Source organism: Mesorhizobium sp. WSM1386 (assembly GCF_055901595.1).
Window position 1 is genome coordinate 1,024,845 of record NZ_CM148373.1, and the last position, 13,119, is coordinate 1,037,963.

General features: G+C 64.4%; 16 protein-coding genes. 13 read left to right on the forward strand and 3 right to left on the reverse strand.

The window, feature by feature from the left end; all coding sequences use genetic code 11:
• The first annotated feature begins 23 nt into the window (after nt 1-23).
• Complete coding sequence (locus AC0NIH_RS04950; protein ID WP_473460864.1) at nt 24-1,220, forward strand: GGDEF domain-containing protein; 1,197 nt, start codon at nt 24-26, stop codon at nt 1,218-1,220.
• 74 nt (nt 1,221-1,294) lie between these two features.
• Complete coding sequence (locus AC0NIH_RS04955; RefSeq protein ID WP_473460866.1) at nt 1,295-2,506, forward strand: GGDEF domain-containing protein; 1,212 nt, start codon at nt 1,295-1,297, stop codon at nt 2,504-2,506.
• 88 nt (nt 2,507-2,594) lie between these two features.
• Here AC0NIH_RS04955 and AC0NIH_RS04960 read toward each other — a convergent pair whose 3' ends face one another.
• The gene (locus tag AC0NIH_RS04960; RefSeq protein ID WP_473460868.1) at nt 2,595-2,957 is read right to left on the reverse strand and encodes a hypothetical protein; all 363 of its coding nucleotides are present in this window, start codon (nt 2,955-2,957) and stop codon (nt 2,595-2,597) included.
• A 345-nt stretch (nt 2,958-3,302) separates the two neighbouring features.
• Between AC0NIH_RS04960 and AC0NIH_RS04965 the strand changes: the two genes are divergently transcribed.
• The 7 genes from AC0NIH_RS04965 to AC0NIH_RS04995 all read left to right on the forward strand — a co-directional run bounded on the left by AC0NIH_RS04965 (nt 3,303) and on the right by AC0NIH_RS04995 (nt 8,714).
• Entirely contained in the window at nt 3,303-3,728 is a 426-nt protein-coding gene (locus AC0NIH_RS04965; protein WP_224689611.1) for a hypothetical protein, read from the forward strand.
• Nucleotides 3,729-3,971: 243 nt separating this feature from the next.
• Nucleotides 3,972-4,391 carry a succinate dehydrogenase, cytochrome b556 subunit gene (gene sdhC, locus AC0NIH_RS04970; protein ID WP_352712134.1) on the forward strand — a complete coding sequence of 140 codons (420 nt, stop codon included), beginning with the start codon at nt 3,972-3,974 and terminating at the stop codon, nt 4,389-4,391.
• Between the two features lie 2 nt (nt 4,392-4,393).
• The gene (gene sdhD, locus AC0NIH_RS04975) at nt 4,394-4,789 is read left to right on the forward strand and encodes a succinate dehydrogenase, hydrophobic membrane anchor protein (protein WP_473460871.1); all 396 of its coding nucleotides are present in this window, start codon (nt 4,394-4,396) and stop codon (nt 4,787-4,789) included.
• Between the two features lies 1 nt (nt 4,790).
• Nucleotides 4,791-6,626 carry a succinate dehydrogenase flavoprotein subunit gene (gene sdhA, locus AC0NIH_RS04980; protein ID WP_473460873.1) on the forward strand — a complete coding sequence of 612 codons (1,836 nt, stop codon included), beginning with the start codon at nt 4,791-4,793 and terminating at the stop codon, nt 6,624-6,626.
• A 2-nt stretch (nt 6,627-6,628) separates the two neighbouring features.
• Entirely contained in the window at nt 6,629-7,066 is a 438-nt protein-coding gene (locus tag AC0NIH_RS04985) for a DUF3052 family protein (RefSeq protein ID WP_473460875.1), read from the forward strand.
• Nucleotides 7,067-7,846 (forward strand): succinate dehydrogenase iron-sulfur subunit, encoded by a 780-nt coding sequence (locus AC0NIH_RS04990; protein ID WP_023765919.1) that lies wholly within the window; start codon nt 7,067-7,069, stop codon nt 7,844-7,846. It begins immediately after the preceding gene.
• Between the two features lie 238 nt (nt 7,847-8,084).
• A complete protein-coding gene (locus tag AC0NIH_RS04995; RefSeq protein WP_023778870.1) occupies nt 8,085-8,714 on the forward strand; it encodes a YceH family protein in 630 nt (209 codons plus the stop codon).
• Between the two features lie 81 nt (nt 8,715-8,795).
• Here the strand turns inward: AC0NIH_RS04995 and AC0NIH_RS05000 are convergent, their stop codons facing one another.
• The gene (locus AC0NIH_RS05000) at nt 8,796-9,221 is read right to left on the reverse strand and encodes an OsmC family protein (RefSeq protein ID WP_013892286.1); all 426 of its coding nucleotides are present in this window, start codon (nt 9,219-9,221) and stop codon (nt 8,796-8,798) included.
• Nucleotides 9,222-9,458: 237 nt separating this feature from the next.
• On the opposite strand from AC0NIH_RS05000, the gene AC0NIH_RS05005 reads away from it, so the two are divergent.
• The 3 genes from AC0NIH_RS05005 to AC0NIH_RS05015 all read left to right on the forward strand — a co-directional run bounded on the left by AC0NIH_RS05005 (nt 9,459) and on the right by AC0NIH_RS05015 (nt 10,687).
• Nucleotides 9,459-9,686, forward strand: a complete 228-nt coding sequence (locus AC0NIH_RS05005; RefSeq protein ID WP_287272078.1) for a hypothetical protein — start codon at nt 9,459-9,461, stop codon at nt 9,684-9,686.
• On the forward strand, nt 9,683-10,039 hold the full coding sequence (locus AC0NIH_RS05010) for a YciI family protein (RefSeq protein ID WP_023778868.1): 357 nt from the start codon (nt 9,683-9,685) through the stop codon (nt 10,037-10,039). The genes AC0NIH_RS05005 and AC0NIH_RS05010 overlap by 4 nt, the downstream gene beginning before the upstream one ends.
• 120 nt (nt 10,040-10,159) lie before the next feature.
• Nucleotides 10,160-10,687, forward strand: a complete 528-nt coding sequence (locus AC0NIH_RS05015; RefSeq protein WP_023765923.1) for a hypothetical protein — start codon at nt 10,160-10,162, stop codon at nt 10,685-10,687.
• A gap of 39 nt (nt 10,688-10,726) precedes the next feature.
• Here AC0NIH_RS05015 and AC0NIH_RS05020 read toward each other — a convergent pair whose 3' ends face one another.
• Nucleotides 10,727-11,986: a ubiquinone biosynthesis hydroxylase gene (locus tag AC0NIH_RS05020; RefSeq protein WP_287272082.1), complete on the reverse strand. Its 1,260-nt coding sequence runs from the start codon at nt 11,984-11,986 to the stop codon at nt 10,727-10,729.
• A 99-nt stretch (nt 11,987-12,085) separates the two neighbouring features.
• Between AC0NIH_RS05020 and tesB the strand changes: the two genes are divergently transcribed.
• Nucleotides 12,086-12,946 (forward strand): acyl-CoA thioesterase II, encoded by an 861-nt coding sequence (gene tesB, locus AC0NIH_RS05025; RefSeq protein WP_473460879.1) that lies wholly within the window; start codon nt 12,086-12,088, stop codon nt 12,944-12,946.
• Nucleotides 12,947-13,119 lie beyond the last annotated feature (173 nt).

The window sequence follows — 13,119 nt, forward strand, 5'->3', positions numbered from 1 at the left end:
CAGCGAGGGGAAGTCACCGTCTTTTGGACACCGGTCTGTTGATAGCGCTGCTCAATCCGACGATCGCGCTAGCCCTCGGCGCGGCGTTCCTCGTGCTATGGGCCTATCAGCGCCATCGTCCCTATCTGGCGGTGCTGGCGCTCAGTTACTGCGTCTCGGCGCCGGGCTTTCTGTTCCAGTATTTCACCTTGCCCATCGGCATGGCGCTGACCAAGCTGGTGTCCAACATCTGCTTCGCCATTGCCGGCTGCTGCCTGTCCAGCGCCATTGTCGCCCGCTACGGCCGCAAGGTGCCTTATGTCGGGATCGGAGTTCTGGCGCTTGGCGGGCTGGTGTCCTTCTGTTGGTTCCTGTTCGTGGCGCCGGATCTCACCTGGCGTATCCTGGCGATGAATTTCGCCTTCGGAGGCATCAGTCTGCTGGTCGCCGCCGAACTCAGGCCGGTGCGCAACCACGGCCCGACGGAAAAAATCCTGTTCGTGTTGTCGCTGCTGTCAGGCCTCAATTTCTTCGTCCGCACCCTCGTCGTGGTCATCGCGCACGGCCCGTTTGCCAGCTATGACGGGTTCTATGGTTCGTCCTACTGGACGACCGCGCTGCTGTCGCACGCGCTTTTGTCGCTGCTGATCGCGCTCTGCCTGTTCACCGCCGCCGCACTCGACGTGATGAAGGCGCTGAAGACCGAGACGTTTACCGATCCGCTGTCGGGCCTGCTCAACCGCCGCGGTTTCGAGGAGCGCGCCGCGATGCTGCTGGAGACTTGCGCCAGGGCAAAATTCCCGGTGGCCCTGGTGCTGGCCGACCTCGACCACTTCAAGGCGCTCAACGATGTGCATGGCCATGCGGCGGGCGACCGCGTGATCGCCGACTTCGCCGCCAAGCTTCGGGCGGCGGCCGGGACGAGGGGTGCCGCGGGGCGCATCGGCGGCGAGGAGTTCGCCGTACTCCTGCCGCTCAGCGATCTCGCGTCGGCGCGATTGTTCGCCGAGGCCGTGCGCACGCTTTATTCGGCCGGCAGCGTCGACGGGCTTCCTCCGGGCACCAAGGTCACCGCCAGTTTCGGCGTGGCGGCGCGCAGCGGCGGCGAGGCGCTGGAGCCCCTGATGCGCCGCGCGGACGAGGCGCTCTACAAGGCCAAGAAGAACGGCCGCGACAGTGTGCGCCTGTCCTACGAGCGACCGGAAACGGTGTTCGTGGCGGAGCCGCTCAAGGCGAGCTGATCACGCGCGCCCGGCCTCGCGTTAACGTCTTTTTCGCCCGTCGATGCTTAGGTGGGGCTCGGGGTTTAAAGAAGATGAGCGGCGCCAACTTCATCCTGTTGATCAACCTGTCGGTTGCCGGCCTGCTGGCGGCAGCCTTCATGGCGGTCGCATTGCATGATGCCGGCCGCGCGCCGGCGCGCTGGTTTGCCTTCGGCTACCTGCTGGGCATGGTCTATTCGGCCATCGAATTCAGCATTCCCGCCTTCAGCGATGCGCGGCTCCCGGTGGTCGCCGCCTTCGCAGTCTTCCTTGCCGCCACCATCGCCTTCAATGCGGGGCTGGCCCGCAAATACGGCGTGGCGCCGCCATGGTCGCCGATGCTGTTCTTCCTGTTCGCCGCCACCATCGCCGTCTATTTCGTGCAGGACCTGCCGCGCCAGTCGCTGGTCCGCATGATGGCCTACCAGCTTCCCTATGCCGTCATGCAGTTCGTCGGGCTGGCCATCGTCTGGTCGTCAAGACAAAGGCGTGGCCGGCTCGATCTCATATTGATGGCGGTGCTCGCGGCCAGTGGCCTGCAGTTCGCCTCCAAACCGTTCATCGCCCATGCGCTGGGCGGCTGGGGGGCCAATCCGCAGGCCTATCTGCAAAGCAACTACGCGCTGGTGTCGCAGTCGCTCGGCACCGTCTTCGCGCTGGCGCTGGCACTGCTGACGCTGGCGATACTCGCTCGCGATGTGCTGGCCGAAGTGATCTCGAAGTCGGAGATGGATATGCTGTCGGGCTTGCTCAATCGCGGGGGCTTCACGCGCCAAGCCGAGCTGGCGGTGCTCGGCGCCGTGCGGCAAGGCGTGCCGGTCGCCTTGGTGATTGCCGATCTCGATCATTTCAAGAGCATAAACGACGGTTTCGGCCATGCGTCCGGCGACCGGGTGATCGAGACCTTCGCCGGCCTCCTGCGCGAGGCCGCCTCCGGCCACCACGCCGCGGGCCGGATCGGTGGCGAGGAGTTCGCCATCATCCTGACGGGAACCAACCTTGCCGGCGCCCGGCTGTTCGCCGAGGGCACGCGCAGCGCGTTCGGCACACTGCCCATCGACGGGCTGCCGGCCGACAATCGCTGCACGGCGAGCTTCGGCGTTGCCGAACTTCATCCGGGCGAAACCATTGCCGATCTCATGCGGCGCGCCGACGAGGCGCTTTATCTGGCGAAGAATGCCGGGCGCGACTGCGTGCGTGTCTCAGCCGGGCCGGGAGGCGAGTGGCCGGCTAATGCAATGGTCGTGAGTTCCAGATCAGGGTGACGTTTGGTTGGACCGTCATCCTGATCCAACTCTTTTCTTGGAGCATGATCTCTTCCGAAAACCGGTTCCCACTTTTCGGAATCATGCTCTAGCGGCAGGGGCTGAGTTCGGGCATCTCGCCTTCGGAAAGTCCGTACATGTAGCTTCTGCCCTTGACGAAGACCGGCGGCCGGTAGCAATCGCTGCCGCCCGATATCTCATCGGCTTCGTCCTGGTAGATCACCTTGGGCTGGCCGGCGCTGGTGTAGTCGGACAGTCGCTTGGCGAGCTTGCCTTCGCCAACGATGATGCGCTTGTAGCCGGCTGAGCTGTCGATGACGAGATTGCCGAGGGAATCGGCGTAGACGCGATCCTGGTGGCGAGCCCCCGCAAGTGCGGGTGTCGCCAGGCCGGCGACCGAGGCGGCCACGATGAGCGCCGCGAGGCGCGATCTGCCAGAGTTGGAACGCATGACGTCCTCCTGATGGTTAGAGGCCCCTGATGGGTAGAGGCCAAAGCGCGTCGCGACGCGCCTTAATCCTTGTTTGGATGCATGCCGTTGTCCCAAAACCGCTGACGCGTTCTTGGACGACATGCATTGGCTCCTCGAATCAGAAATTAACCTTTTCTTAACCTTTGTTAAGAGGCCGGCGCATTTGCCGGCGATGTCTCGTCAAACATGGTTAATTTCCGACTTGAGGGAAAACCCCGTGGCCATCATTCGGCCATGCTTGGCCGCACCATCGCCGCCAGCCATCGGGTCGATCTTGATCTTGGCAAAGCATAGCGGCTAGCTTGCCGCAGGGGAGGACAGCATATGGCGTTGCGCCGGTCGGTTTGGGTGTCCTTTCTCCCGTTGCTCGCCATCGTTGCCGCCTGTGTGCCGCAGGACAATGCGCCGAAGGCGGCCAACACCGTCTCGCCCGCGCCGGCTCAGCAATCCATGGCAGCCGTGGCGCCTCCGACATCGCCAACCAAGATCACCACCGACCTTACCGCGCCGCGATCCGCAGTGGGTACGGTAACCTATGGATGCGGCAATGGCAGCGCGATCACCATTCAGAATCTCGGCTCGTCGTTGCGTGTGATCGGGCCGGACGGCGCGACCGAAGAATTCGTGGCGTCGCCCGCCAACCAGTCCAGCCGCTATCAGGAAGCCGCCACGCATAACGCAATCGTGATCGACGGGCGCGAGGCGCTGGTGATGAAGAGGGGCTCGACGCCGCGGACCTGCAGGCGATAGGCCGCACAGCTAATGAGTTGCGTATGCTGCACTGCAGCGATATCGAGCAGGCCGCAGGCCACCAGCCCCTAATCGATTGAAGCCCGAGCCTGCCTTTTTGTCAGACTAAATGACGTTTCCAAAACGATTTTCTGGCTTTGACGCGGTGCAAAAAGAGCATTAGAAACCCGCTGTCCGAAGTCATACATAAGGGCGGCAAATGCCGCTTTCCATCGCGGCTCCGGACGTCGAACTGGGGGAGCCATGAGCAGATCACCAGCCACCCGCGCCAATGCCAGACGTGAACGGCCGCTGTCGCCGCATCTGACGGTCTACCGGCCGCCGATCACCATGATGATGTCGATCATCCATCGCATCACCGGCGGTGCGCTCTATTTCGGCACGCTGCTGGTCGCGATCTGGCTGATGGCGGCGGCAAGCTCGCAAGGCGCCTTCGACTGGGTCAACTGGGCCTTCGGCACCTGGCTCGGCCGGCTCATCCTGTTCGGCTACACCTGGGCGCTGATGCACCACATGCTGGGCGGTGTGCGCCACCTTGTCTGGGACACCGGCGCCGGTCTCGAAAAGCACACGGCGTCGAAGATCGCCTGGGCGACGCTGGTCGGCTCGATCCTGCTCACATTACTGATCTGGGTCGCCGGCTACATGGCGCGGGGAGCCTGATCATGAGCACTGGCAAGACCGACATGCGCACGCCGCTGGCCAGGGTCCGCGGCCTGGGTTCCGCCCGCGAAGGCACCGGGCATTTCTGGCGCCAGCGGCTGACGGCGATCGCCAACATTCCGCTGATCCTGTTTTTCACCGGCTTCCTGATTGCGCTCAACGGCGCCAGCTATGCTGAGGTGCGCGCAGCGCTCGCCAATCCACTGGTGGCCCTGGTGATGGCACTGGTGCTCATTTCTCCCCTTTATCACATGCGTATCGGCATGCAGGTGATCATCGAGGATTACGTGCATGGCGAAGGCATGAAGCTGGCGCTCATCGCGCTCAATACTTTTTTCACGGTAGTGGTCGGCGTCGCCTCGATCTTCGCCCTGCTCAAGCTGGCATTCGGAGGCTGATTTGGCCAAGGACGCAAAATCGGCCAATACGGCAGGCTACACTTTCGTCGACCACAAATTCGATGTGGTGGTCGTCGGCGCCGGAGGGGCTGGCCTGCGCGCCACGCTCGGCATGGCCGAACAGGGCCTACGCACGGCGTGCATCACCAAGGTGTTCCCGACCCGCTCGCACACGGTGGCGGCGCAAGGCGGCATTGCCGCTTCGCTCGCCAATATGGGCCCGGACAACTGGCAATGGCATCTCTTCGATACCGTCAAGGGGTCGGACTGGCTGGGCGACATCGACGCGCAGGAGTACATGGTCCAGCAGGCGCCCGCCGCCGTCTACGAACTCGAGCATTACGGTGTGCCGTTCTCGCGCACCGAAGAGGGCAAGATCTATCAGCGGCCGTTCGGCGGCATGATGATGAATTTCGGCGAGGGCCCGCCCGTGCAGCGCACCTGTGCCGCCGCCGACCGAACCGGCCATGCCATGCTGCACACGCTCTATGGCCAGTCGCTGAAGCACAACGCGCAGTTCTTCATCGAGTATTTCGCGCTCGACCTGATCATGGAGCCGGACGGCACCTGCACCGGCGTCGTCGCCTGGAATCTCGACGACGGCACCATCCACCGGTTCTCGGCCAAGATGGTGGTGCTGGCGACCGGCGGCTACGGCCGCGCCTATTTCTCGGCGACGTCGGCACACACATGCACCGGCGACGGCGGCGGCATGGCAGCCAGGGCCGGCTTCCCGCTGCAGGATATGGAGTTCGTGCAGTTCCACCCGACCGGAATCTACGGTGCCGGCTGCCTGATCACCGAAGGCGCACGCGGCGAGGGCGGCTACCTCGTCAATTCCGAAGGCGAACGCTTCATGGAGCGCTACGCGCCGTCGGCCAAGGACCTTGCCTCGCGCGACGTGGTGTCGCGCTGCATGACGCTGGAAATCCGCGAGGGCCGCGGCGTCGGCCCGAAGAAGGACCACATCTTCCTGCATCTCGACCATCTCGACCCGGCCGTCCTGCATGAGCGGCTGCCCGGCATTTCGGAATCGGCCAAGATCTTCGCCGGCGTCGATCTGACCAAGGAGCCGATCCCCGTGCTGCCGACGGTGCACTACAATATGGGTGGCGTGCCGACCAACTATTGGGGCGAAGTGCTGAGCCCGACGGCGGAGAACCCGGACCGGGTGTCGCCCGGGCTGATGGCTGTCGGCGAGGCGGGCTGCGCCTCGGTGCACGGCGCCAACCGGCTGGGTTCGAACTCGCTGATCGATCTGGTCGTGTTCGGCCGCGCGGCGGCGATCCGGGCCGGCCAGGTCATCGACCGCAATTCAGCTATCCCTTCGCCCAACGAAGCCTCTGTCGAAAAGATCATGGACCGCTTCGACCGGCTGCGCCACGCCAATGGCTCGACGCCGACGGCGGCGCTGCGGGAGAAGATGCAGAAGGCGATGCAGGAGGACGCGGCGGTGTTCCGCACCCAGGAATCGCTGGACAATGGCTGCAAGCGCGTCTCGCAGATCTGGGGCGAGCTCAAGGACATAAAAGTGTCCGACCGCTCGATGATCTGGAACTCCGACCTGGTCGAGACGCTTGAGCTGGAAAATCTGATGGCCAATGCCATCACCACGGTCTATGGCGCCGCGGCGCGCAAGGAGAGCCGTGGCGCACACGCCCGCGAGGATTTTTCGGCGCGCGACGACGTGACCTGGCGCAAGCATACGCTGGCGCGGCTCAACGAAGCCGGCGAGGTGACGCTCAGCTATCGGCCGGTGCACACCGAATTGCAGCGCAAGGAAGCCGACGGCGGTATCAACCCGGCCAAGATCGCGCCCAAGGCCAGGGTGTATTGACCATGGCGCTGGCGGCAGCGGGATATTCCGGCACGCCTCTTCCGGCCAAGCTCGGCCTGAAGGACGGTATGACCGCCGCCTTCATCGCGCTGCCTGCGGAACTCGATGCATTGGCCGGCGCCGTCGATTTTGCCGAGGTCGACCGGCTTGCCCAATGGTCCGACATTTCGGGCAGCCATCAAAGATACGACGCCGTCCATGCCTTCACCCGGCAGCGCGCCGAGATCGAGGATCGCCTGGGCGATGTCGAGGCGGCGATCAAGCGCGACGGTATGGTCTGGGTGTCCTGGCCGAAAAAGGCGTCGAAGGTGCCGACCGACGTCACCGAAGGCGTTGTCCGCACTGAAGCGCTGAAGCTCGATCTTGTCGATGTGAAGGTCGCCGCCGTCAATGAAATCTGGTCCGGGCTGAAGCTCGTCATCCGAAAGGACCTGAGGTAAATGGTCGAACTGACGCTCCCCAAGAACTCGAAGATCCAGCAGGGCAAGACCTGGCCGAAGCCGGAGGGCGCCACCAATCTGCGGGAATACCGCATCTACCGCTGGTCGCCCGACGATGATGAGAATCCGCGCATCGACACCTATTTCGTCGACATGGACGATTGCGGGCCGATGGTGCTCGACGCGCTGCTGTGGATCAAGAACAAGATCGACCCGACGCTGGCCTTGCGTCGCTCCTGCCGCGAAGGCATTTGCGGCTCCTGCGCCATGAACATCGACGGCTCCAACACGCTGGCCTGCACCAAGGGCTGCGACGACATTTCCGGCGCCGTGAAAGTCTACCCGCTGCCGCACATGCAGGTGGTGAAGGATCTGGTGCCCGACCTCACCAATTTCTACGCCCAGCACGCCTCCATCGAGCCGTGGCTGAAGACGGTGTCGCCGGAGCCGGCCAAGGAATGGCTGCAGAGCCATGAGGACCGCGAGAAGCTCGACGGGCTCTACGAGTGCATCCTGTGCGCCTGCTGCTCGACCTCGTGCCCGAGCTACTGGTGGAACGGCGACCGCTATCTCGGCCCGGCAACCCTGCTGCAGGCCTATCGCTGGCTGATCGACAGCCGCGACGAAGCCAAGGGCGAGCGCCTCGACAATCTCGAGGACCCGTTCCGGCTCTATCGCTGCCATACCATCATGAACTGCGCCCAGACCTGTCCCAAGGGGCTGAACCCGGCCAAGGCAATCGCCGAGATCAAGAAGATGATGGTGGAGAGACGGGTTTAGGCGGAGGTTAGTCTCGACGAAATTGTCGTCTGTAGCGATCCGTCACACCCCCCTCTGTCCTGCCGGACATCTCCCCCGCAAGGGGGGAGATTGGCCGTCATCTCGACTTTCGCTACTTTCCACCGTTGCAAGAGTGGATGGACAGCGCTGAAGCTGTTGATCTCCCCCCTTGCGGGGGAGATGTCCGGCAGGACAGAGGGGGGTGCTGTCCCTCGACCTCAAAAAGGATACTCATCCAATGAGCGAAGACCTTCCCATCCTTTCCCCCGTCGAAGCCCGCGTGCTTGGCTGCCTGATCGAGAAGAAGGAGCTGACGCCGGATGTCTATCCGCTGACGCTCAATGCCGCACTTGCCGCAGCCAACCAGAAGACGGCGCGCGAACCTGTGATGGCGCTGGAGCAGACAGAGGTGCACCGGGCACTGAAGCTGCTCGAGCAGAAGGGGCTGGTGCGGCAGATGTTCGGCTCGCGCGTGGAGCGCTATGAGCATCAGATGGCGCAGCGCTTCTCGCTGACCACGCCGCAGACCGCCTTGCTCGGCCTGCTCCTGTTGCGCGGGCCGCAGACGGCGCATGAACTCTTGGCGCGCGCCGAGCGCATGGCGCGGTTTTCGTCGATCGAGGCGCTGCGGGGTGAACTCGATATGCTGATCGGCCGTCGCCCCCCGCTGATCCAGGAAATCCCGCGCGGGCCAGGCCAACGCGAGGACCGCTACGTGCATCTTCTCGCCGGCCCGGTGGACATTGCCGCCCTTTCGGCGCAGCGGAGCGCGCCAGCCATGCCTGCCTCCGACCTGGAGGCGAGATTGGAGGCGCTGGAGCAGGAAGTCGCCGCACTACGCGCCCGGCTTGACGCGCTGGGCGGTTGAGGGTTGCCGCTCAGGGCGCCCGGCGCCCATAACGAAAACGCCGGCTCTCAGGCCGGCGTTCGTCACTTCAGGTCGGCCTGCTCAGCCGAGCCGGGCGTCGAGCGATACGTTGATGGCGCCGAGCGCCTTCGAGACCGGGCACTCGGCCTTGGCTTTCTCGGCCAATTCCCCAAATTTCGCCGCGTCGATGCCCGGCACCTTGCCGACCAGCGTGATGGCGCTGCCGGTGATGCCGGTGCCGGGGACCAGCGTCACCACGGCCTTGGCATCGAGTTCGGCGGCGGGCGTGCCATTCTCGGCCAGGAAGTGCGAAAGCTGCATGGCGTAGCAGCCGGCGTGAGCCGCCGCGATCAGCTCTTCCGGATTGGTGCCGGATTTACCGCTCTCGTCCTCGAAGCGCGCCTTGAACGAATAGGGCGTGCCCTTGAGCGTCCCGCTCTGCGTGTCGAGCGTGCCCTGGCCCTCTTTCAGATTGCCTTTCCAGACGGCGTTTGCAGTGCGGTCCATGAAGTCCTCCTTGGTTGCGGTGGCCGGTTGTCTTGGCTGGTTGCCTGGGTGAGCCCGGCGTCAGGCCAACTATAGCGCGCGCGGACACGAAGGCCACTGTGCTCTTTGGACATTGTGCGGTGTTGGGCTGCGACGGTTTAGAACTTTTTGAAAAAAAGTGCGTGCAAAAATGTCGACTTCCATCCGGCCCGACCGTCCTGCGGGCGGCCACGGGGTTGTGGCCGGATGGAGGTTCACATGGATAATCTGTTTTTCGCGCTGTGGAACAACCCGGGCCACAAGGCTCAGCGACGGCAAGACTTCTGGCTGGATCCGCCGGCGTCCGGTTTCGGCAGGCTGCTGGCGGCTGTCGCCATCATCGCGGTCGCGGCGTGCTTTCTCGAGCATGCGGCGGCGGTCGACGGCAAGGCTGACACGCTCGTCGCGGCATCCTATGATTCATCCCGGCACGGGAGTTCGAAATGAAATATGTCTGCCTGGTCTATGGTGAGGAGAAAGACCTCTACGCGCTGACCCCGGAGGGGATGGCCAAGCTCGATGCCGATTCGCTGGCCTATGACAGGTCCCTGGATCAAGCGGGCAAGCTGATCATCGCGCAGGCGCTGCAATCGGTGAGGACGTCGAAGTCGGTGCGACGGCGCGAGGGCAAGCGCCTGATCACCGACGGCCCTTTCGCCGAAACCAAGGAGCAACTGCTCGGTTTCGTGATGATCGAAGCCGACAGTCTCGAGCAGGCGCTGGACATCGCCGGCGACATTCCGCTGGCTGAACTGGGCACCATCGAGGTGCGAGCGATCTACAATGTGCCGGGATCATAGGCAGGATTGTTTGCCTGCGGCCCAACGGAATAGGTGCCTGGCTGAGCGGCCGAGATTTCTTCGCCGTTGAAGCAAGCCGAGAGTTCTCCTATCGTCGCCGGGATCTTGGGGGAATCCGACATGCCTTTCCTGATTGCTGTTCTTGGCGTGCTCGGAGCGGCGGCGCTCTGGTGGTACCGGATGAAGGCCATGAACGAGGCCGCGCGTGACGTTGCCGATGTGATCGGCCGGGTCCAGGGCTCCGTGCGTCGCAAGAAACTGCGCAAGCAGGCGGCCCTGTCGCCGCTGACGGCGATCGACGACCCGGTGGTGGCGGCGGCAACGCTCATCACCGCGATCGTCTCCGAGGACGGGCCGGTGCTGCCGCAGCGCGAGGCCGTCATCCGGTCGGTGATCTCGGAAATCGCCGACAAGAAGAAGACCGACGAGGCGGTGATCTACGCCAAATGGGCGGTCTCGCAGATCGACGACACGACGATCGTCATCGACAAACTGGCGCCGTTCCTGCGCGAGCGTCTTGACGTGTCGGAACGCAACGATCTCCTGCAGATGGTCAACCGCGCCGCCCAGGGCGGCGAGAAGCGCCTCGAGATCGCCGACCAACGCATTTTGCGGCTGCGGCAGAAGCTCGGTTTCGAGGTCAATTAGGCTTGACCGCACACCCTGGTGTGTCCGCCCGTGAGACGGTCAGATCGCTTCGCCCTTCAACAGGCGCGGCGTGCCGGCGGACAGTCCCGACGCCTGGCGGATGAAGAAATCCTTCAGGCGCGGCATGCGTTCGACGAGGCCGAGGCCGATGTCGCGGACGGTGCGCAGCGGGGCGATGTCGTTGGAAAACAGCCGGTTCAGCACATCCGTCGTGACGCCCATCTGCACCGTGTCGAAGCGGCGCCATTGCTGGTAGCGCTCGAGCACGTCGAGCGCGCCGATGTCCTGGCCGAGCCGGTCCGCCTCGACGATCACCTCGGCAAGGGCGGCCACATCCTTGAAGCCGAGATTGAGGCCCTGTCCGGCGATCGGGTGGATGCCATGGGCGGCGTCGCCGGCGAGCGCGATGCGCGGGGCGACGAAGGCACGCGCGATGGTCAGGCCGAGCGGCCAGGCGCGCGGTTTGTCGGCGACGCGGATTTCGCCGAGCTTCAGGCCGAAGCGCAGTTCGAGTTCGTGCTCGAAGACGAGATCGTCGCCTTCCACGAGCGCCTTGGCATCTTCCGCGCGTTCGACCCAGACGATCGACGAGCGGTTGGTGCCGTCCTCGTCGGGTTTCAGCGGCAAGGTGGCGAAGGGGCCGGCCGGCAAAAAGTGCTCTTCGGCGCGGCCATTGTGCGGGCGTTCATGCGCCACGGTGCAGACGATGCCCGACTGGCCATAGTCCCACTTCACGGTCTTGATGCCGGCCATGTCGCGCAGCTTCGAATTGACACCGTCGGCGGCAACCAAAAGCCGCGCCGTCAGTGCGGCACCGTCGGCCAGATGCACCGTGATGCCGGCACTATTGGTTTCGAAGCCTTGGACGGCAACGCCTTCGATGATGTCGATGCCGAGCTTTTCGGCCCTGACCCGCAAGGCGCCGTTCAGCGCCCGGTTGGCCACCATATGCGCGAAGGGCTCGCCCGGCGCCACTTCGCCGCCGAAGGTCAGGAAGACCGGGCGCACCGGGTCGGCGCTGCGCGAATCGGTGATGATCATCTCGGTGATCGCCTGCGCCCGCGGCGCGATCTCGGCCCAGACGCCGAGCTGGTCGAGCATGCGGCAGGCGGCCGCGGCGATCGCCGAGGCGCGGCCATCCCTTTGCCAGGCGCCGGTAGGCGCGGCATCGACCAGCGCCACGGCAAGGCCCGGGCGGGCCTGCTTCAGCGAGACGGCGGTGGCCAGGCCGACATAGCCGGCGCCGGCGACGAGGACATCGAGTCCGGATCTGGTCTTGGCGTCCGCCTTGCGTTCCATAGTCTTGGCTCCTTGCGCGTCGACCGGGGCTTGCGCCCTTGACGGCTCGTTCTTCCTGTCGGAAACCGCCATAGCAATTTTGAGGCGAGGTCACAAAACATGACGGCGGCCATGGACGAGCTTCTCGGCATTCTCGACCTCGAGAGGCTGGAACACAATCTGTATCGTGGTCGCAGCCCCCAGGTGGAGTGGCAGCGCGTGTTCGGCGGCCAGACCATCGCCCAGGCCCTGGTGGCGGCGCAGCGTACGGTGGAGCCTGACCGCTTCGTGCATTCGCTGCACGGCTATTTCATGCGGCCTGGCGACATCAAGGTGCCGATCATCTACGAGGTCGACCGCATTCGCGACGGCGGCTCCTTCACCACCCGCCGCGTGCTGGCGATTCAGCACGGACATGCGATCTTTTCGCTGGAAGCCTCGTTCCAGGTCGACGAGAAGGGGCTCGAACACCAATTCGCGCTGCCCGACGACGTGCCGCCGCCGGAAGGTCTGCAGACGCAGCGTCAGCTGCTCGAAAAAGCCGAGCGCGTGCCGGACGCGGTGCGCCGCTTCTGGGCGCGCGAGCGGCCGCTGGAGCTCAGGCCGGTCAATCTCCAGCACTATGAAAGCCGCGACAAGCTGCCGCCCCGCCAGAATGTCTGGATCCGCCTTGCCGGGCCGGTTCCCGACGACCGGGCGCTGCAGTCGGTGCTGCTCGCCTATCTCTCCGACATGACGCTGCTCGACACCTCGACCTTCGCGCATGGGCGCGGCCTGTTCGATCCCGATATCCAGGCGGCGAGCCTCGACCATTCCATGTGGTTCCACCGGCCGCACGCGCTCGACGGCTGGCTGCTCTATGCGCAGGACAGCCCGTCGAGCTCGGGATCGCGCGGCTTCAGCCGCGGTACGCTCTATGCACGCGACGGCACGCTGATCGCCTCGATGGCCCAGGAAGGCTTGATCCGGCTCAAGCGTTGAGCAATGCGAGTCTTGTTTGAGCAGGATCTCTGGACAAACGAAAACCGTTTGTCCGCGAAAACCGGCTCCGTGTTTCGGTCCCATGCACAAAGCCGGCGAAATAGGCAATTTCGAAAAATTGCACATTTTTTGTGCATACGCTTTGGCGTGCCTGCGTGCACGAGGCGGCCGAC